Raw genomic sequence first — 20,077 nt, 5'->3', positions numbered from 1 at the left:
CCTCCATCAAGGCACGTCTACGGGCACCCGGTTGGGGGCGGCTCGTGGCGCGGCTGGGCAGCCTGAGGCTGCCGCCTTGTTATTGTTAGGTATGGCCAACGCGAAGCGGCGCCGCCGACTCAGATCGGGTAATGCCGCGGCCCGTTCTGCAAGGTCACCCAGCGCAATTGCGTGAAGTGTTCAATCGACGCCTTGCCGCCAAAGCTGCCGTAACCGCTGGACTTGACCCCGCCAAAGGGCATCTGCGCCTCGTCATGCACGGTCGGACCGTTGATGTGGCAAATGCCCGATTCCACCCGCTGCGCCAACGCCAGCGCACGCCCGGTGTTGCGACTGAAGATCGCCGCCGACAGGCCGAACTCGGAGTCGTTGGCCAGGCGCAGCAGTGCTTCATCACCGTCACCGCGCAGCAACACCGCCACCGGGCCGAAGGATTCTTCGCGGTACAAGCGCATGTGCTCGGTGACGCCATCGATCAGGGTCGGCTGCAGGATGCTGCCCTCCAACTGGCCGCCCGCGACCAGCCGTGCGCCCTTGTCCAGCGCATCGTCGATCAGGGCCTTGATGCGTGTACCGGCGCTGGCATCCACCAGCGAACCCAAGACCGAATCCGCCGCCGCGGGGTCGCCGGCGCGCAGGCTGGCGACCTTGGCGGTCAGCTTGGCGATAAACGCATCGGCGACCTTGGCATCGACAATCAGGCGTTCGGTGGACATGCAAATCTGCCCCTGGTTGAAGTAGGCACCAAACGCCGCCGCGGCAACCGCCGCATCCAGGTCGGCATCGTCGAGTACCAGCAGCGGCGCCTTGCCGCCCAGTTCGAGCAAGGCCGGCTTGAGGTGACGCGCCGAGAGTTCGCCGACAATCCGCCCAACATGCGTCGAACCGGTGAAGTTGACCCGGCGCACCGCCGGGTTGGCGATCAGCCGCTCGACAATCGCGGCGGCATCGGCCGGGGCATTGCTGATGACGTTGACCACGCCGTCGCCCAGGCCGGCATCCTGCAATACCTGGCCAATCAGGCGATGCACCGCCGGGCTCAGCTCCGAGGCCTTGAGCACCACGGTATTACCGCAGGCCAGCGGCATGGCGATGGCGCGTGTGGCGAGGATGACCGGGGCATTCCACGGCGCGATACCCAGCACCACACCGCAAGGCTGACGCAGGGCCATGGCGAAACTGCCGGGGACATCGGAGGGGATCACTTCACCGGTGATCTGGGTGGTCATCGACGCCGCTTCACGCAGCATGTTGGCCGCCAGGCGCACGTTGAAGCCATACCAGTTGGCCATGGCGCCGGTTTCGCCGGCGGCGGCGATGAATTCGGCGCTGCGCGCCTGCAATTGCTCGGCAGCGTTGAGCAAGCGGGTACGGCGTTCATTGGGCGCCAGTGCGGCCCAGCCGGGGAAAGCCGCCTGGGCCGCCGCCACGGCGGCGTCGGCATCTTCCAGGGTCGCGGCGGCAACCCGCGAAACCACTTCACCGGTCACCGGGTTGCGACGCTCAAAGGTTCGACCGTCACGGGCGGGGCACGACTGGCCGCCGATCAACAGGGGCACGTCCAGCATGGTGATTCCTCTTTATTGTCTTTATGGGGAATGCATTCAAGCGATGTCACAGTAGCGCCAGCGTGAGGCCGCGAACAGCGGGATGCGGCCCGCTATTCGCCGGCAAGCCTCAGCGCTTGTACGTCTGCAGGCCGGGTTTGATGCTCTTGTCGTCGAGGAACTGCTTCATGCCCTGCTCGCGGCCGCCTTCGGTGTCGAGCAAACGCGACTGATCGAGCTTGGCGTAGAGGTAATCCTCGTTCTGCTCCCAGGTCAGTTCGCGGCAACGCTTGAAGCCATGCTTGGCCGCCCGTAGCACCACCGGGTTTTTCTCCAGCAGGTTGCGCGCCAATTCAATCGTCACTTCGCGCAGTTGGGCCAGCGGCACGCTTTCGTTGACCAGGCCCATCTCGGCAGCCTTCTGCCCGCCGAAGGTCTTGCCGGTCATGATGTAATACAGCGATTGGCGATGGCCCACGGTGTCGGCCATGGCCTTGCTCACCAGGTTGCCCGGTGGGATGCCCCAGTTGATTTCCGAGAGACCGAAGGTCGCTTCGTCGGCACAGATCGCCAGGTCGCAAGCCACCAAGGGGCTGAAGCCGCCGCCGAAGCACCAGCCATTGACCATGGCGATGGTCGGCTTGGCGTACATGCGCAGCAGTTTCCATTGCCATTGCGAGGCTTCGCGGCGGATTTTCTCCTGGAGGATTTCCGGGCCGGCATCCACCTCGCGAAAGTATTCCTTGAGGTCCATGCCGGCGGTCCAGGCTTCGCCGGCACCGGTCAAGACCAGCACGCCAGCGGCAGGGTCCTGCTCCAGGGTTTCCAGAACGTCGATCATTTCGCGGTTCAGGGTCGGGCTCATGGCGTTGCGTTTTTCCGGGCGATTGAGAATGACCCAGGCAATGCCTTCCTCGATTTCAACCTTGACGGTGGTCCAACGGCCTTCGTAATTACTCATGACGGTACGCTCTTGTTCTGGGTGGGAAGATGATTCGAAATTAAACCGCAAATATAGTTATGTCAATTAACTATTAATCTTGATAACCAATGTTTTTCCCCTGTAAACCCTAAGCTGCTCGGGTGTTATGAAAAGCCGGCATAGCCATGGCTCGCCAACCTCGGCAAACTAGATAGCTTTCTTAACCTCCACCTTCTGAGGATTGCACTGTCAATGGCCAAGCCTTCCAACCTCGCCGACGCCAACCTGGCCCTGCCCGACACCACCGAGGGGCGCGCGCCGCTGGATTCGGCCCTGGACGACCTGATCGGTTACGCCATGCGTCGCGCCCAGCTCAAGCTGTTCCAGAACCTGATCGGTCGGCTTGCCGAGCACGACCTGCGCCCGGCTCAGTTCTCGGCGCTGGCGATCATCGAGCAGAACCCCGGCCTGATGCAGGCCGACCTGGCCCGCGCCCTGGCGATTGAGCCACCCCAGGTGGTGCCGCTGCTGAACAAGCTGGAAAGCCGCGCCCTCGCCGTGCGTGTGCGCTGCAAGCCGGACAAGCGCTCCTATGGGATCTTCCTCAGCAAGACCGGCGAAACCCTGCTCAAGACGCTCAAAGAGATCGCCGCACAGAGTGACCTTGACGCCACCGCAGCCCTGGACGGTCAAGAACGTGCAGAGCTGCTGCGCTTGCTGAAGAAGGTGTATCAGGACTGACAGGCCTACCAGAGCGCCACGGTGTAGAGCACCAGGAAACGGGTCTGGTTTTCATCGCGAAACGCCGCGCCGCTCGGGAAGTCATTGCGATAGATCGACTTGCGCGCCATCAGCCCGACGTTCTTCAGCGGGCCGCTCTGGATCACGTAGCCCAGTTCCATCTGGAACTCGCGCTCCTTGCGATCCTCGGCATTGAACGCCGCCAGCTCGATGTTATCGCCGCGCACATAACGCAGCCGGCCCTTCAGGCCCGGTAAACCGGATGCCGCGAAGTCATAGTCGTAGATCGCCTGCCAGGTGCGTTCCTTGGCATTGAGAAAGTCCGAACTCATGGTCAGTTCGCTCATGCCCATCAGCTCAGTCCCCGAGATATAGGGCGTGGCCGTCTCGCCACTGGAATGCATGTAGCCCAGGCTGAATTTGTGACCGCCCAGGCGGTAGCCAAACAACGCCGAGAGATTGCGGTTATCCACGTTCCCCGCCTTGGCACTGCCGTCCTCGCGACTGAAGAAACTGCGCAGGTCGCTGGTAAGCACGCCACCGCCCACGGGCAGATTGTGCAGCAACGCCAGGGTGTCCTGCTGGTAGAGGTCGGCGATCTGCGAGTGATAGGCGCGCAGGCTGAGGTCTTTGTTGACCTGGTAATCACCGCCGACGTAAGCCAGGTGCGAGGTGGTGGCGGTGGCGTTGAAACGCCGGTTGGGCGAGGCGATGGTCATGGCCTGGTAGTCGGTGGAGTCGCGCTTGTTGATGCGGTCGATGTAGCCGGTATTAAGGGTCAGGCCGTCGATATCCTTGGAGCTCAAGGTGGTGCCGCGAAAGGTTTGCGGCAGCAGGCGCGACGGGCTGGCAAAGGCGAACGGCAGGAAGATCGACACGTCACCGGTCTTCACGGTGGTTTGTGCAAACCGCAGCTTGGCGGTCGGCGCCAGGCGCGAGTATTCATCGGCGGCACGCTTGTCGCTGGCCGACACCGGCAACAACTCGGTGCCGCTGCGGTCCGGCGAAGAGTCGAGCTTGACCCCCATCAGCCCGCGCACATCCAGGCCAAAGCCCACCGGCCCTGGGGTGTATCCCGATTCCAGGTTGAGGATGAACGCCTGAGCCCATTCCCGCGCAGCGGTCTTCGCACCGTCGTCCTTGTAGTCGCGGTCCAGGTAGTAATTGCGCAGGGTCAGGGTGCCGTGGCTGTCGTCGACAAACCCTGCCGCCCACAGCTGGGTGGGCAGCACGCTCAAGGCCAGCAACGCCATGACCAGGCTCGGCTTGGGGTTCGACACACAGGAGACGGACGCCACAGCAACGGCGTCCTTCATAGGGAGTTTTGGCATGTTCATTGTCCATTTGTTGTTGTTGTTTTTGGGGTGACACACGCTCGGCCCAGTCGGCTTCGCGAACAGAGAATGGAAACAGCCGACGGTGCTCGTCAACCGCAAATGACCGATAATCGAACATTAATAAAGCTATCTACTTTTCAGATCAGAACAGATACATATCTCAACACTATGAATTTAAAGTACTTATTTATCGATTTTTGCATTTTTAATACGCCATTCATTTTTTAGTTATCTTTGTTATCTTAATCGCAGCAGCCACTTGCGCTTGCCACCACAACAAAAACAACAACAATGAGGTTTGCCCATGGACAGTCCATCGCGTCGTTCGACGCTGACTATCGCGTTGTGCTTTATCGTTGCGCTGATCGAGGGGTTCGATCTGCAAGCCGCCGGAACCACCGCCGCAGGGTTGCGTCAGAGTTTTGCCCTGGACCCGAAGATGCTCGGCTGGGTATTCAGCATCGGGATCATTGGCCTGCTGCCGGGGGCGTTCTTCGGCGGCTGGGTCGCCGACCGAATCGGGCGCAAGAAAATCCTGGTGATCGCCGTGCTGCTGTTCGGGCTGTTCTCCCTTTGCACCGCGTTTGTCGAAAGCTACTCGAGCCTGCTGTTGGTGCGTTTTTTGACCGGCCTGGGGCTGGGCGCCGCGCTGCCCAACCTGATCGCCCTGTGCGCCGAAGCGGCCAGCGAACGCAACCGTGGCACCGCCATCAGTGTCATGTACTGCGGCGTGCCATTGGGCGGCGCATTGGCGGCGGTGGTGGCGATGTTTTCCAGTGAACACTGGCAGACCACCTTTATCATCGGCGGCCTGGCGCCCTTGCTGGCCGTGCCACTGATGATCCTGCTGCTGCCCGAGTCCAACGCCTTTCGCCAACAGCTCGACAAGACCCTCAGTGCTCGCCCCTCCACCCGCCAGGCGCTGTTCGGCGAAGGCCGCGCACGCACCACGCTGGCGTTGTGGCTCAGCTACTTCTTCACCCTGACTGTGATGTACATGCTGCTGAACTGGCTGCCGTCGTTGTTGCTCGAACAAGGTTTCAGCAAACCCCAGGCGGGCATGGTGCAGATGCTGTTCAACATTGGCGGCGCCCTTGGCTCACTGCTCGGCGGTGTCCTGCTGGACCGCTGCAATCCCTTCAAAGTGGTGCTGTTCGTGTATGCCGGGTTGCTCGCCGCCTTGGCCGGGGTCGGGCTGTCGGTGGGCATCGTGCCCATGGCCATCGCGGGTTTCGCCGCAGGCTTGTTCGTGATGGCCGCGCAGTTGGTGCTCTATGCGTCGGCACCGCCTTCCTATCCAACGGCGGTGCGCGCCACCGGCGTCGGTGCAGCCGTGGCCATCGGCCGGCTGGGCTCGGTGGCCGGACCGCTGGCGGCGGGACAACTGCTCGCCGCAGGTGCGGGCACCACGGGAGTCCTGCTGGCGACCTCCCCCGGGGTGGCGATCGCGGCGCTGGCCATCATCACCGTCATGGTGCGTAAGGCGCCACTGAACCTGCCCACCCCGGAAGCGGCCGGGCGCACCCAAGCCTAGAACTTGTGCAGCCAATTGAGCACCAGTTTATTGCCTTCGGTGCGGTTCTCAGCCTGCTGTTCAAAGTAGGCGTTCACCGACAGCACATTCTCCTTGTTGAAGGCGTATAGCAGGCCTGGGCCCATGGCCCAGACCTTCTCCCGACGCCCGCTCACGGCGTGCCCATCGACCTGGGTGTCGGTGATCTGCTTCAACCAGTAGCCGTTCAACCCCACGCTCAATTGCTGGCTCAAGGCATATTGCAGCGTCAGGTTGGCATGCAACGCCTGGCCGGCCTGGGTCTCGGAAACATCACCAAAGCCTGCCTGCGGATCATCATTCTTGCCATTCCACAGGTACATGAAACGCCCGCTCGCCGACCACTTCGGGCTGAACCAGTACGTCGCCGCGTAATACGGGTTGAATGACCAGAAGTTGCTGCCCGGGTTGATCGAGCGCTTGCGGTCATAGGCCCCCACCGGCACCGAGACATCGGCTTCGACTCGTTGGGTCAACAACGGGCTGCCATCGGCGCGGCTCAGGGTCGGCAGTTGCAGGAAGGCACCAAGCGTCACATCACCCAAACCGGCGCGGGAACTCAGCGCCGTATTGTTCAAACCGTCGTCGACATCCGCGTGGACCAGGGAGGTGTTGAGCAGGGTGAATCCCGGCATTGCGCCATTGGCCAGGGGTTGGCCGACGTAGATGATCTGCGTGGTAGGCGCCACCACCTCCAGGTCCTGCTTGGGCAACGCCAGCTTGTTGCCGTTGGCATCATTGAAACGGCTGGCCCGGGAGTACGTCAGGTATTCCTCCAGGTACCAGCCAGGGCCGGCTGGGGCCGGTGAGCCGTCGTAGAAACTGGTGCTGCCGAGGTTGAGTCCGGGCAGGTCGTAAGCGTGTGCAGTCGATGACAGTGCGACCAAAGTCATGGCCGCAACCGTCCGCAAGATAGGCTTGAGCATCTTGTATGTCCTGTATTTTTGTTGTTATTCAAGACCCCCGACGCGGAGGATTCGCGCCGGGGTTTACCACTGTTGCAACCCCTACACGTAGGTCGCCGCCAACCCACCGTCCACCGGTAGATTGACCCCGTTGACCCAGCGCGCGGCGTCTGAGCAGAGGAAGGCAATCACCGCCGCCACCTCATCGGCCAGGGCCGGACGGGTCATGCGCTGGCTGTCCTCGGCCACCCGCTCCGGCCCGAGCATGCTGACGAAATCGCCGAGAATCGGGGTAAACACCGGCCCCGGCGCGACGCAGTTGATGCGCACCGAGTGATCGCGAAACCAGCCCTGGGATTGCTGGAAGCTCCACACGATCAGCGCTTCCTTGAAGTACTGATAACAGCTGTCCTGCTCCACCGGATTGGCCGCCAGCCACTGCTGTCCTGCTGCGAAGCTTTGCGTCGCGGCCAGGGCCTTGTGCAGCTCCAGCCGTTGCGGCCATTGCGCGCCGAGGACCGAAGCAACATTGACGATGCTGCCGCCCGCCGGCATGCGTGGCAGCAGCGATTGAGTCAGGTGCCGCAGCCCCAGGTAATTGACCGTGGCCACCGCTTGCACGGGCGCCGTACCGGGCACGCCGGCAATGTTGCACAGCCCATCGACCCGCGCCGGCAGGCGCGCCACCAGCGCATCGATGCTGGCAGGGTCGCCCAGGTCAGCCTGGAAGAAGCCATCCAAGGTCAGTTGCGGTTCATGGCGATCAACGCCGATCACCGTGGCACCCTGGAAACGCGCGAGTCGCGCCAGCTCGGCACCAATGCCGGAAGCGACGCCAGTGACGATCAAGGTTTTGTTCTGCAGGTTCATGTTCAAGCCCTCTTATTTTTGTATAGGCATGGGTGGATCAAACCGATGAGCCGTCGCTCAGAACGGATAGGCGGGCGGGGTATTTTTCACTGTGACCCACTGCCACTGGCTGTACTCGTCCCAGTCGGCCGGCCCGCCCACGCTGCCGCCATTACCGGAGGCACCGCGCCCGCCGAACGGGTTAATGCATTCGTCGGCCACTGTCTGGTCGTTGATGTGCAGCAGGCCGCAGTCAAGCCGTTCGCCGATGGCCATGGCGCGCCCGACCGACGGCGAGATGATGGCCGCCGACAGGCCGTACTCGGTGCGGTTGGCCAGTTCGATGGCCTCCTCGTCCGTGGTAAAGCTGACCACCGTGGCCACCGGGCCGAAGATTTCATCCTCAAACGCGCGCATACCCGGACGCACGCCACTGAGCACGGTGGGCTGGTAGAACAACCGGTCATATTCGCCGCCTGCCTCCAACCGCGCGCCCGCTTGCAGGCTGTCGCTGACGATCTCGTGCACGCGCTGCAATTGCCGTTGATTGATCAATGGGCCGAGCGCGGCCTCACCCCGGGCGGCATTGCCCACCGTCAACGCCCGGGCCTTGTCCACCAACTTGCGCGTGAGGCGTTCGGCGATGGATTCATGGGCGAGAATCAAGCCGGTCGCCATGCAGATTTGCCCCTGGTGCAGCCAGGCGCCCCAGGCGGCATTGCTCGCGGCCAGGTCGAGGTCGGCGTCTTCGAGAATGATCAGCGGGTTTTTACCGCCCAGCTCCAGCGCGACTTTTTTCAGGTGTCGCCCCGCCACTTCGGCGACTTTGCGCCCCGCCGCCGTGGATCCGGTGAACGCAATCATCCGCACATTCGGATCGCGGCACAGCGCCTCCCCCGCCGGCGCGGCGCCGGGCAACACCTGCAGCAGGCCCTTGGGCAAGCCCGCCTCCTCGAACAGCCGGGCGATGAGAAAACCACCGCTGACCGGCGTCTGCGGGTCGGGCTTGAGCACCACCGCATTGCCCGCCGCCAGCGCCGGCGCCACCGAGCGCAGCGACAGCACCAGCGGAAAATTGAACGGTGAAATCACTCCGACCACGCCATGGGGCTGACGCCGTGCATAGGACAGCCGCCCTGCTGCACTGGGCAGCACCACCCCGTGAGGTTGGGACAACAGCCCCGCTGCCTGATGCAGCAGCACTATCGCTTCGCGCACTTCGTGTTCACCCTTGAACAACGCGCCGCCGGTTTCCCGGGCGACATACAGCGCCAGTTCCGCAAAGGACTGCTGAGCCAGGTCCGCCGCCTTGCGAAACACCTCGGCGCGCTCCCGTGGGCCGAATGCAGCCCATGCCGGCTGCGCCAGGGCCGCGCTGCGGCAGGCAATGGCGATGTCGGCCGGGTTGGCCATGGCGCAGCGCATCAAGGGTTCGCCGGTGGCGGGTTCGATCACTGGGATCACGGACCCGGAGGCGGGTATCCAATCGCCGTTGAACAGGCATTCGGACTCAATGGCCCGCTGTAGAAAGTGGGTGGTTTCAGACACTGGCATGGTAACTCCCGGTTTTTTGTAATTGTCTTCGTCTGCACACGCTGCAAACGCCGCATCAAGCCTTGAGCAAAGGCTGTGCCGCTTGCACGCAACGACGCCGATATAAAGCGTCGAGGGCTCTGGGTCGAGGCCTGTGACGCTGCGCTCACACACCCTGCGCCGGTTGTTTGAAAAAACCAGAGGCCTGCGACTTGTTCAATTGATAAGGTTATGTTTAATAACTATCTGAGCAGTTACTCATATCGATCACTCGCTTTGCAGGGGCATAACAATGACTAATCCCCACAGCGCGCTGCCCGACGACCGGGTGGCCACCGCGCCCTATCATCCGCGCGGCGACAGCCGTCAACTCAGTGACAGCAGCTCGCCCACGCCGGCGGAACTGACCGACTGCCTGTTTTTTTCTCCCGAAGACGGGCGTATCTGGCTCAACGATCAACGCATGTTGTTGCTGCACAGTTCGTCGTTCGGCGCCCTGCGCGGGGAGGTCATCGCGCGCCTGGGCCTGGAGCAGGCTCGCGGCCTGTTCACCCGCACCGGTTATGCCTCCGGCGCGCGGGATGCACGGTTGATACGCGAGCGCTGGCCACAGGCCGATGCCGCCGCCGTATTTCGCGCCGGGACACACCTGCACACCCTGGAAGGCATGACCAAGGTCGAACCGCTGCACTTCAAGTTCGATGCCGATTCGGGGTTCTATGAAGGTGAGTTCCTCTGGCACCACTCCTGCGAGGCGGATGAGCATGTGGGCGCCTACGGCATCGGCCAGGACCCGGTGTGCTGGACTGAAACCGGCTATGCCATCGGTTTCGTCAGTGGCCTCTTCGGGCAGATGGTGATTTTCCGCGAAGTGGAATGCCGTGGCATGGGCCACCGCAGCTGTCGGGTGATCGGCAAGACGGCCGAGCAATGGGGTGACGTCGAGCAGGACCTGCGCTACCTGAATGTGTCCCAGGCCGTCACCAGCGCCACTGTCGCGCCCACGCCCGAGCACCCGGTGAGCCACAGCGCCAGGGCCAACCCGCCGCAAACGCTGGTGGGTGCCAGCGCGGCCTTCAACGCCGCGACACAAGCCCTGCAACGCGTCGCGCTGACCCCGGCAACGGTGTTGATCAGCGGAGAGTCCGGGGTGGGCAAGGAGATGTTTGCGCGCCAGTTGCACCAGCTCAGTCGCCGCCATGACAGCCCGTTCGTGGCGCTCAATTGCGCGGCCATTCCGGATAACCTGATCGAGGCCGAACTCTTCGGTGTCGAACGCGGCGCCTATACCGGCGCGACGCACTCGCGCCCCGGACGTTTCGAACGGGCCCAGGGCGGCACACTGTTTCTGGATGAAATCACCAGCCTCAGCCTGGGCGGGCAGAGCAAGTTGCTGCGGGCCTTGCAGGAACGGGAAATCGAACGGGTCGGCGGGGTGCGCGGTATCAAGGTGGATGTGCGCGTGGTGGCCGCCACCAATATCGACCTGCGTAAAGCCGTGGCTGACGGTACTTTTCGTGAAGACCTGTTCTACCGGTTGAATGTCTACCCCATCGCCCTGCCACCGCTACGCGAACGCAGGGACGACATTCCGCTGCTGATCAACGCATTCCTCACGCGCTTCTGCCAGGAATACGCGCGAACGCCGGTGGGCCTGACCATGCGCGCCCTGAAGGTTTTGCTGCGCTATGACTTCGCGGGCAATGTGCGCGAGCTGCAAAACCTGATCGAACGCGGCCTGATCGCCAGTGACGAAGGCCAAGCGATTGACCTGGTGCACCTGTTTCGCAACGAGCCGATGCCCACCGACCCCTATGGCCTGGACGACCACGGCAGCCTGTCAAATACCGCGCCGCAGGTGACTACAACCGCGCCCCGCCCTGCACTGCTGGACACCCTTGGCCAACTGGACCAAGGGTTTTCCATCGAAGGCCTTGAATCGCGCCTGATCAATGAAGCGCTGCAACACAACGCAGGCAACCTGGCCGCCGCCGCCAGGCTCGTGGGGCTCAGCCGCGCTCAATTTGCTTACCGGTTGAAGAAGCATCAGCGGCAAATCCCTTGAATGGCAATTAGTGCTTTAAAATCTTTACCCAACTAAGTATTTTGCAGGGGTAACGGGCGACATACGCCTCTTTTTCATCGCGACAAGGATCTCCCGTGAGCGGACTGCGTGAACGTCAGAAAGCCGAACGCCGGCAAGCCATCAGTAAGGCGGCAATCGAACTGTTTGAACGCCAGGGTTTCCAGAACACCACCATCGAGCAGATCGCCAACCAGGCCGGCGTGTCGGCGCCGACGGTGTTCAAGTACTTCGGCAACAAGCAGGAGATCATCCTGGAAATCCTGCACCACGCCGATCAACGCGCCATCACCGACGTCCGCAGCCTGATCCTGGAAATAGCGGACCCGGTCGAAGCGCTCTGCCACTTGGAACGGCTGCTCACCGGTTATGCCCTGGAAGTCATGCACCCCAGCCTTTGGCGCGAACTGCTGCCGTTGATCCTGTTCGGTGGCAACAATGAACTGCCCGCAGGCTATCGGGCCATGAACGATGCGCTCAGGGCCGAAATCAGCCAACTGCTCAGGGAACTGCAACTGGCCGGCAAGCTGCGCCCGCAACTCGATGTGGAGTTGGCCGCGTTTCTGTTGAACGACTATTCACACTTGCAGCTGTTCCGGCTGGTGAACCAGGAACACCCGGATGTCGACGCACATTCCGCGCAGGTCAGGCGTATCACCGAGTTGCTGTTTTACGGCATGCAGGCCTGAGTTGCACCCTGGCCGAGCCCGGCGCGCTCGTACCGGGCCACACCGATCAGCGGTTGGTCTTGATGTTGGTCCAGGTGCGGGTACGGATCCGCTCCACGGCGGCCGGAACCGGCTCCAAGGCGAACAGTGTCTTACGCGCTTCGGCCGGCACATACATATTAGAGTTGTTGCGGATGCTGGCGTCCACCAGCGCGGTGGCGTCCTTGTTCGGGTTGGGGTAGCCGATCTTATTGCTGATGCGGGCAATCACGTCCGGGCGCAGGATGTAATTGATGAACGCATGGGCCTGCGCAAGATCGGGCGCATTGGCCGGTATCATCATCACGTCCGACCACATGGGCGCCCCTTCCTTGGGCAGTGCCATCTCGACCTTGACCCCCTTGCCGGCGGCATCCGCCAATTGTTTGGCCAGCGCGATACCGCCGGACCAACCCACGGCGACACAGACATCCCCGTTGGCCAGGTCCATGCCGTAACGCGACGAGTTGAAGTAGGTGATGTAAGGGCGGATCTTCATCATCGCGGCCTGGGCCTGCGGATAGTCCTCGCGCGTCTGGCTATTGGGGTCGAGGCCCTTGTAGTGCAAGGCAATCGGCAGGATCTCGTTGCCGGCGTCGAGGAAACCCACGCCACAACTGGCGAGCTTGGCGAGGTTTTCTTCCTTGAAGATGATGTCCCAACTGTTCATCTGCACGTCGGGGCCCAAGGCTTTGCGCACCTTGTCGACGTTGTAGCCGATCAATGTGGTGCCCCATAGGTAAGGCACGGCATAACGATTGCCGGTGTCACCCACCGCTTCCAGGGATTTCATGAACTCGGGGTCCAGGTGCTGCCAGTTCGGCAACTGCGCGCGGTCCAACGGCTGGACGGCACCGGCGGTGATCAGGTGCCCCAGGTTGGCGGTGCCCGGGAATACCACGTCATACCCGGAGTTTCCCGTCAGCAGCTTGGACTCCATGGTTTCGGAGCTGTCGAACACATCGTAGATCGGGCGGATCCCGGTCTCTTCCTGGAAGCTCTTGAGCACTTCCGGCGGCAGGTATTCGATCCAGTTGTAGATCCTTACGGTTCGTTCTTCGGCCAGGCAAAAACCGCTGATCAACAACGAAGCGACAGTGCCCAACACGGTATTACGCAAAAAACTGTTCATGATAAAAACACTCCAGCGCGGCCGCAAAGGCTCGCGGCACTTAATAGCGATAGGTGAAATACAGTTCCAACGCACTGAAGGTCTGGTCGTCACCAAATACCTGCTTGGCAGCGGCCAGTGGTTTGACCCAGTTATAGGACAGCGACGTATAAAACGACGGCGTTGGCGTCCAGTCGAGGAATATCACGCTCTCATCGGCAAAGCGCCGATCACGGACCGCTGCGCCCATGTAGTTCTTCTCATCGAGCCAGAACTGGTAGTGAATCGCGCCGAGGGTCAGGGTCTCGTTGAGGTGGGTCTTGAGCGAGAACTGTTGGACATTTTCGTTGCTGTTGAACAGCAGGTAGTTGCCGACCACGTCGCCGACGAGCCACGTGCCCCAGTCGACGAAGCCCTTGCTCAGCGGGTCCCAGGCTTTCTGGCGGTTATCGGAGAGGTTGTCATCACCGGAAAAGCTCGCGTAGCGATAACCGATCACGGGCGTCAACGGCAGCGTGCTGAAGGTATAGTCGGCCTGGCCGTACCATGCGTTGGCGTCGTAATCGACCCCCTCGCCGCTACCGCGCTCCAACGCGTACTCCGCATTCAGGGTCAGCGCCTGTACCCCGGGCACCTTGGCATTGAGCGCCCTGAGGTTGTACACCTGCATCCCGTCGCGACGCCTGGGGAGCGTACTGCCTTTGGGCCCCAGGGCGTTGACCCGCATGGCCATGGCACCCAGTGTCACTTGGTCGTCGAGGTTGTAATCGAGGTTGACGCCGGTCATGCGGAAATCACCCAGGTCATCGTCGGTGCGCAGGGTGAATGCCTGAGACTTCAAGGCGCCATGATCCCAGGCCAGGATCGCCGAATCCTTGAAGGCGGTTCGAGGACCTAGCCAGTAGGCGCCGTCTTTGAGCTGGTCCAGGTTACCGTCCATGACGATGAAACCCGTACCGACCATATAGTTCTGACGGCCAGCCGTGAACTTCCACTCACCGGCGCGGAACCCGCCGTACAGTTCTTCAGCGGCAACCTTGCCGTCGGAACTGCGGGTGTTGCCGCCCGCATCGCCATCGCCGAACGTGCTCGCCGCTACCAGCGAACCGCCAGCTAGCAGGCTGAAATCGGGTTGCAACGCATACTCGAGTTTGACACCAGGCTTTACGTAGAACTCTTGCCAGTCGATCTTGGTGCCGCCATTTTTACCGTTGCGCGCATCGACACGTCCGCTGCCGAAGTTGACGCCACGGGTTGATAGCGTCGCCCCCCCTACTGTGAGGTTGACTTCGCCTTTGAGATCGCCGTCCTCAAAGGTGTAGCCCGCCAACGCGACGTGGGTGGTCAAGGGTAAGCCGACCGCTAAGAGCGCTCGAGAGAAACGCTTGATATAAACCATAAGAAGCTCCTGTGTAATTATTGTTGTTACAGGGCAGTCAATGGCGACGCAAAGGGCCGCCAACACCTGGCAAAGCCAGGTGAATAAAACGCAAGACTCTTATTTTTCGGGGTGTATCAGTGACTCAGGTGAGCGCCGATAGCGCGCAGCATGCGCACGCTATCGGCATCGAACGGGCCGACGGCATCGGTCAGCGACGATTGCTTGACGATCACCACGCCGGAGGGCTTGTCGATGAACAGGTACTGACCGTGGATACCGCCGGCCATCAGGGCCTGGCTGTGATCGTTGAACACGTACCACTGGCTTCGATAGGAGGCACCCGGTGTCCAGCTGGAGAACTCGGCATTTTGCGCGTAGATCGCCGGGTCCCCCCCGGCGGCGATACGTGCCACGGTCTCGGGCGACAGCAGCTGCCGCCCTTCATGGCAGCCATCGTTGGCCAGCAGACGGCCGAAACGCGCTATGTCTCTTAAGGTGGCACTGAAACCCGCCCCGGCGACGTTACGCCCCCAGGGATCAGCCATGAAATAGCCGTCGCGATCACAGCCCAACCGGCCCCAGATTTCCGCCAACAACTGACTGCAGGCCTTGCCCGAGGCGCGCTCCATGACCCAAGCCAAGGCTTCAGTGGTCGCGGTCACATAATGGAAAAAACCACCGTGGCTAGCGCGCTTTTTGAGGGACGGCAGGTACTGGTACAACGACTCGAATTGGACGTATTGCGCCGGCGCCGGTTGAAACCCGCAGGCGTAACCGTACTGCGAGCTCTCCGAGCTGGGATCGTCGTACACCTCGCTGTAGTCGATGCCCACCGCCATATCGAACAACTGGCGCACCGTCGCATCACCAAACGCGCAGCCCACCAACTCGGGCACGTAGTACGCGGCGGGTAACCCGGGCTTGAGCACGCCACTGCAAACCAGTTGTTCGCCAAGGGTGCCGATCAGCGACTTGGTCACCGAAAACATGATGTGTCGGTCGCAAGCCTGCTGACCGTTGAAGTAGCGCTCGAACAAGACCGTGTCGCCCTGCATCACCAAAAAGGCGTCGGTCTGGCTGGCGTTGAGGTGATCGATAACACTGATGCTCAGCCCACACTCACTGTCGAAACACAGCTGGTCCAGCGCTTTGGGAGCCTGCTTGAGCGTATCGACAGGTCCTGGACCCGCCGGTACGTCAATGGTGGGGCGCAGTCGCGCCAGGTTGCGAAACCCCCACTGGCTGAAGGGAGGACGCATCCAGTTGTCCCACGTTACCCGGTGTTTCGGCTCGGCGGGAAAGCCATGCATCAGCAAAGGTGCCACGCAAGTGGCCGATGACGATTCAGTTGCCTCGGCGTAAAGCGTCTCAAGAAAAGACGGGGGTTGATGACTCATCGGGAGATAACCCTGGAGATGACTCTGCATGAGAGCAGATGCACAGAAATAATTACCCGATATTTATTTTTAGTCAATAAAACTTTTTACTAAGTATCACTTTCTCCACGGTCTCGGAAATCAACCGTGGCCGACAACCGCAAGGTGCGTGCAGACCCCGGTGAAAATGCGCTGTATGACGCTACCGTGCCAGCGCGTTTGCCGCCGGTGGCACGCTCAGTCAAATCTGGCCGTTGCACTCAAGCATTGCGTGTGTCCGGGCACTACAGTCGAAGTGCCAGGGGTGTTAACCCCCGCTCACAATTCCAATAATAGAGCCATCGCAATGAACTTGACTCGATCCCTGCCGGCTTGCCTGGCACTCAGCCTCATCGCCTTTACCGTGCACGCCGCCGATGGCCCACCACCGCCCACGGTCAGCCAACCCAGCGGCATCAACCTAGGCGGCACCAGCTTCTACGACGGGTTCGCCGGACCACCCGGGCTGACGCATCAGACCTATCTGAAGTTCAGTACGGCCAGCAGCATTCGTGACAATGGCGGCAAGGACAACCGCAACTTCGATAACCCGAAGATCAATGTCATTACCTTGATCAACCAGTTCAGCTATTACTCACCCGACACCATCGGCGGCGGCGCGCACTTGGGCTGGAGCCTGTTGGTACCGGTGGTCTCCCTGGACGGCAACTTTGGCGACAACGGCGTCAAGCTCAAGGACAACGGCGTCGGCCTGGGTGACGTCACCGTCGGCCCGCAGATCCAGTTCGATCCGATCGTCAACGCCGAAGGCCGGCCGGTGTTTGTGCAGCGCGTGGCGTTCGATACGATCCTGCCCACCGGCAAGTACGACAAACACAAGGACTTGAATCCCGGCTCCAATTACTTCTCCTTCAACCCCTACTGGGCCGCGACCTTGATGCCGGCACCGCGCTGGGAAGTGAGTTGGCGCCTGAATTACTTGTACAACTTCAAGAACAACGACCCGGCAAGCAGTTCGACGCAGGTTTTTGAAGGACGGCCGGTGCGCGACACCCAATCAGGGCAATCGGCCTGGGCCAACTTTACGGCTTCATATGAGGTGTTCCCGAAGGTTTCAGTCGGGATCAACGGCTATTACTTCAGGCAGATTTCGGATGACCAGGTCAACGGCGACCGCCTGAGTAATTCTCGCGAAAAAGTCCTCGGCATTGGCCCTGGCCTGTTCTGGAAAATGACCGAAGACAAGGCCTTCTGGCTCAATACCTATAAAGAGACCGGTGTGGAAAACCGCAGCAAAACGGATTACGCCGTGCAAGTCCGCTATGTTCACAAGTTCTGACTGAGGTGATGTGTGATGAATGCGCTCGACTCCATCGACAGCAAGAAATCACTGGGCGCTATTTGCCTGATGATGGTCATTTCCCTGGGAACGCTGCAGATCCAGCCGATCCTGGGCGGCGCGCTGATTGATCAACTGGGGCTGCCGCTCAATGCCATCGGCGCGATCTTCGCCGCCGAGCTGATAGCGATGGCCATGGCTTGCGGCGTCTGTGCGCTGTTTATGGCACGGGTCGACCGCCGCCGCTTTGCGCTGGTTGCCTTGCTGATCCTGGCCGCCGGCAACCTGGCAAGCACGCAACTGCACAGCCAGGCTTGGCTGGTGGTGTTCAGGATCATCTGCGGCGCCAGCTGTGGCGCGGTCATGGCGGTGGTGTATGCGACCGCTGCGCTGCGCAGGTCGAAAGACGCGACGTTTGCCGTGATCAATATCGGTAACCTGCTCTGGGGCATGCTGCTGGTGACGTCCATGCCCACGCTCTTGCAGGCGTTTGGTGTGCAGGGCGCGTTTTGCTTGCTGGCCATCACCAGCCTGCTCGCGGCGCTGGGTTGCTGGAAAATCCCCAGGCACTACCCCGATGCCCATCGCATCGCCCATGGTGCGGCTCAGCCGTTCGGGCTGACCGCCGTGCTGCTGATCATGCTGTTTGCACTGTTGTTTTTCGGGCACTCCGCGCTGTGGGTGTATCAGGAACGCATTGGCAAAAGCATTGGCCTGGAACCCCAGCAAATCGGCGCCATCCTCGGCGGCAGCATCCTTGCCGGTGCTCTGGGCGCCGGGCTCTCCGGGCTGTTGGGGCGCCGTCTGGGTCTGTTGTTTCCGCAACTGCTGAGCTTTGGTACTGCGTTGCTGGCGACCCTGGTCATGGTCTACGGCGACAGTACCGTCGCGTTTGCCGCCACGGCGTGCCTGATCCATATGGTGTGGTTTTTCAGCCTGCCCTACCTGCTGTCGATGGCGGCCGAACTGGACCCTTCCGGTCGATTGGCCGGCCTGGGCAATGCGGCGATTTTTGTCGGTCAAGGGCTGGGCCCGTTTGGCGCCGCGCTGGTGGTCGGCGAAGGGCATTTTCGGGCGGTGGGATGGCTGGCAGCCTCGGCGTATGTCGTGGCCTTGATCATTTCGTGCCTGGTGGTGGCGCGCTTTCGTCGAGGCGTCAAACCGCGCACACCGGCCCTGTCGCCGCAATCTGCCTGAATACCCTGCCCTGACGTGAACCCACTGGATCAATGAGATGACGCAATGAATATTCCATTTCCCCAAACCCCCGAGTTTTCCGGCGCGCTGTACGCCCCCAGCCGCGTAGAGGGCGAGGTGTTCGACCTGGAGATCGAAGGCGTTGTGCCTGAAGCGATCTGCGGTACCTTTTATCAAGTCTCGCCGGACCCGCAATACCCGCCCATGCTGGGCACCGATATCTTCTTCAACGGCGACGCCATGGTCAGCGGCTTCTATTTTGCCGATGGCCGGGTCTCGCTGCGTCGGCGCTATGTGCTCACCGATCGGTTGGTCGCCCAGCGCCGTGAAGGGCGTTCGCTCAACGGCGTCTATCGCAATGCCTACACCAATGACCCGCTGGCGGCAAAAAACAACACCACGGCAAACACCTCCGTGATCCCGCACAACAACGTCCTGCTGGCACTCAAGGAAGATGCCATGCCGTGGGCGCTGGACCCACAGACGCTGGAAACCCTCGGCGAGTGGAATTTCGACGGGCAGATCGACTCAGCCACCTTCACCGCCCATCCCAAGCTCGACCCGCTGACCGGAAACCTGCTGGCCTTCAGCTACGAAGCCAAAGGCGACGGCACACCGGACATGGCGTATTTCGAAATTTCACCGCAGGGCAAACTGCTGCACGAGATCTGGTTCCAGGCGCCCTACGCCGCTATGGTCCACGACTTCGCGGTCACCGAGCACTATGTGGTGTTCCCGCTGATCCCCCTGACGGTGGACGTCGAGCGCATGAAAAAAGGCGGCCCGCATTTCCAGTGGCAGCCCGAGTTGCCCCAACTGTTTGCCGTGGTGCCGCGCCACGGCGACGCACGCGACGTGCGGTGGTTCAAAGGGCCCAAGGACGGCTTCCAGGGCCATACCCTGAATGCGTTCGACGAAGACGGTAAGGTCTATCTGGACATGCCGGTCACCGGTGGCAACGTCTTCTACTTCTTCCCCCAGGCGGACGGTTTCGTACCGCCGCCGGAAACCCTGGCGGCCAGCCTGATGCGCTGGGTCTTTGACCTGAGCAGCGCACAGGACGAACTGCAACCGCAGGCGCTGACGGACTATCCCTGTGAGTTTCCCCGTTGCGATGACCGTTACATAGGTCGCAAGTATGAACACGGATTCCTGCTCGCCTTTGATCCGCAGCGCCCCTATAACTCGGCGAATGGACCGATGCCGTTTCAATTCTTTAACCTGCTGGCGCACATCAACCTGACAACCGGCGTCACCGATGCCTGGTTTCCCGGGGACAGCGGGTGCTTTCAGGAGCCCATTTTCATTCCACGCACAGCTGAGGCAGCGGAAGGCGATGGCTACGTGGTCTGCCTGCTCAACCTCATTGCCGAAGGCCGCAGCGAGCTGGTGGTGCTGGACGCCACTGACATGGCGGCCGGCCCCATCGCCCGTATCAAAGTCCCATTCCGTATGCGCATGTCGCTGCACGGCTGCTGGGCACCGCGCTAAAGCGGC

16 protein-coding genes are annotated in these 20,077 nt (G+C 61.5%); 7 read left to right on the top strand and 9 right to left on the bottom strand.

The genetic code is table 11. The features are described from left to right. Positions 1-119: 119 nt before the first annotated feature. Positions 120-1,568: an aldehyde dehydrogenase gene (locus tag ACP7CJ_RS19290; RefSeq protein ID WP_426101103.1), complete on the bottom strand. Its 1,449-nt coding sequence runs from the start codon at positions 1,566-1,568 to the stop codon at positions 120-122. A gap of 109 nt (positions 1,569-1,677) precedes the next feature. After that, positions 1,678-2,508 carry a p-hydroxycinnamoyl CoA hydratase/lyase gene (locus tag ACP7CJ_RS19285; RefSeq protein ID WP_046483783.1) on the bottom strand — a complete coding sequence of 277 codons (831 nt, stop codon included), beginning with the start codon at positions 2,506-2,508 and terminating at the stop codon, positions 1,678-1,680. A gap of 213 nt (positions 2,509-2,721) precedes the next feature. On the opposite strand from ACP7CJ_RS19285, the gene ACP7CJ_RS19280 reads away from it, so the two are divergent. Further along, the gene (locus ACP7CJ_RS19280) at positions 2,722-3,210 is read left to right on the top strand and encodes a MarR family winged helix-turn-helix transcriptional regulator (protein ID WP_426101101.1); all 489 of its coding nucleotides are present in this window, start codon (positions 2,722-2,724) and stop codon (positions 3,208-3,210) included. 5 nt (positions 3,211-3,215) lie between these two features. Here the strand turns inward: ACP7CJ_RS19280 and ACP7CJ_RS19275 are convergent, their stop codons facing one another. Continuing rightward, a complete protein-coding gene (locus ACP7CJ_RS19275) occupies positions 3,216-4,541 on the bottom strand; it encodes an OprD family porin (RefSeq protein WP_426101099.1) in 1,326 nt (441 codons plus the stop codon). 310 nt (positions 4,542-4,851) lie between these two features. Between ACP7CJ_RS19275 and mhpT the strand changes: the two genes are divergently transcribed. Further along, positions 4,852-6,081 (top strand): 3-(3-hydroxy-phenyl)propionate transporter MhpT, encoded by a 1,230-nt coding sequence (gene mhpT, locus ACP7CJ_RS19270; protein ID WP_426101097.1) that lies wholly within the window; start codon positions 4,852-4,854, stop codon positions 6,079-6,081. On the opposite strand, the gene ACP7CJ_RS19265 is transcribed toward mhpT, so the two are convergent. The 3 genes from ACP7CJ_RS19265 to ACP7CJ_RS19255 all read right to left on the bottom strand — a co-directional run bounded on the left by ACP7CJ_RS19265 (position 6,078) and on the right by ACP7CJ_RS19255 (position 9,407). Further along, positions 6,078-7,025, bottom strand: a complete 948-nt coding sequence (locus ACP7CJ_RS19265; protein ID WP_426101095.1) for a SphA family protein — start codon at positions 7,023-7,025, stop codon at positions 6,078-6,080. The two genes, mhpT and ACP7CJ_RS19265, sit on opposite strands and share 4 nt — an antisense overlap. An 81-nt stretch (positions 7,026-7,106) precedes the next feature. Then, positions 7,107-7,874: a coniferyl-alcohol dehydrogenase gene (locus tag ACP7CJ_RS19260; RefSeq protein ID WP_426101093.1), complete on the bottom strand. Its 768-nt coding sequence runs from the start codon at positions 7,872-7,874 to the stop codon at positions 7,107-7,109. 57 nt (positions 7,875-7,931) lie between these two features. Further along, a complete protein-coding gene (locus ACP7CJ_RS19255; RefSeq protein ID WP_426101091.1) occupies positions 7,932-9,407 on the bottom strand; it encodes a benzaldehyde dehydrogenase in 1,476 nt (491 codons plus the stop codon). A 271-nt stretch (positions 9,408-9,678) separates the two neighbouring features. Here ACP7CJ_RS19255 and ACP7CJ_RS19250 point away from each other — a divergent pair, with 271 nt between their 5' ends. Continuing rightward, on the top strand, positions 9,679-11,451 hold the full coding sequence (locus ACP7CJ_RS19250) for a sigma 54-interacting transcriptional regulator (protein WP_426101089.1): 1,773 nt from the start codon (positions 9,679-9,681) through the stop codon (positions 11,449-11,451). Positions 11,452-11,546: 95 nt separating this feature from the next. Further along, positions 11,547-12,158: a TetR/AcrR family transcriptional regulator gene (locus tag ACP7CJ_RS19245; protein WP_426101087.1), complete on the top strand. Its 612-nt coding sequence runs from the start codon at positions 11,547-11,549 to the stop codon at positions 12,156-12,158. 46 nt (positions 12,159-12,204) lie between these two features. Here ACP7CJ_RS19245 and ACP7CJ_RS19240 read toward each other — a convergent pair whose 3' ends face one another. From ACP7CJ_RS19240 to ACP7CJ_RS19230, 3 genes are all read right to left on the bottom strand, one after another. Beyond that, entirely contained in the window at positions 12,205-13,308 is a 1,104-nt protein-coding gene (locus ACP7CJ_RS19240) for a polyamine ABC transporter substrate-binding protein (RefSeq protein ID WP_426101085.1), read from the bottom strand. A gap of 40 nt (positions 13,309-13,348) precedes the next feature. Continuing rightward, positions 13,349-14,686, bottom strand: a complete 1,338-nt coding sequence (locus tag ACP7CJ_RS19235; protein ID WP_426101083.1) for an alginate export family protein — start codon at positions 14,684-14,686, stop codon at positions 13,349-13,351. 116 nt (positions 14,687-14,802) lie between these two features. After that, positions 14,803-16,065 (bottom strand): serine hydrolase domain-containing protein, encoded by a 1,263-nt coding sequence (locus ACP7CJ_RS19230; protein WP_426101081.1) that lies wholly within the window; start codon positions 16,063-16,065, stop codon positions 14,803-14,805. 325 nt (positions 16,066-16,390) lie between these two features. On the opposite strand from ACP7CJ_RS19230, the gene ACP7CJ_RS19225 reads away from it, so the two are divergent. From ACP7CJ_RS19225 to ACP7CJ_RS19215, 3 genes are read left to right on the top strand one after another with little or no spacing between them, the layout of a single operon-like run. Next, positions 16,391-17,383, top strand: coding sequence for a SphA family protein (locus ACP7CJ_RS19225; protein WP_276197426.1), 993 nt, complete (start codon positions 16,391-16,393; stop codon positions 17,381-17,383). A gap of 15 nt (positions 17,384-17,398) precedes the next feature. Further along, positions 17,399-18,580, top strand: coding sequence for an MFS transporter (locus ACP7CJ_RS19220; protein WP_426101079.1), 1,182 nt, complete (start codon positions 17,399-17,401; stop codon positions 18,578-18,580). A 45-nt stretch (positions 18,581-18,625) separates the two neighbouring features. After that, entirely contained in the window at positions 18,626-20,071 is a 1,446-nt protein-coding gene (locus tag ACP7CJ_RS19215; RefSeq protein ID WP_426101077.1) for a carotenoid oxygenase family protein, read from the top strand. Positions 20,072-20,077 lie beyond the last annotated feature (6 nt).

Source organism: Pseudomonas sp. PSPC3-2 (assembly GCF_049897085.1).
Classification (GTDB): domain Bacteria; phylum Pseudomonadota; class Gammaproteobacteria; order Pseudomonadales; family Pseudomonadaceae; genus Aquipseudomonas; species Aquipseudomonas paraveronii.
Note: the sequence above shows the minus strand (reverse complement) of the source record. Positions and strands in the feature narration are given on the sequence as shown.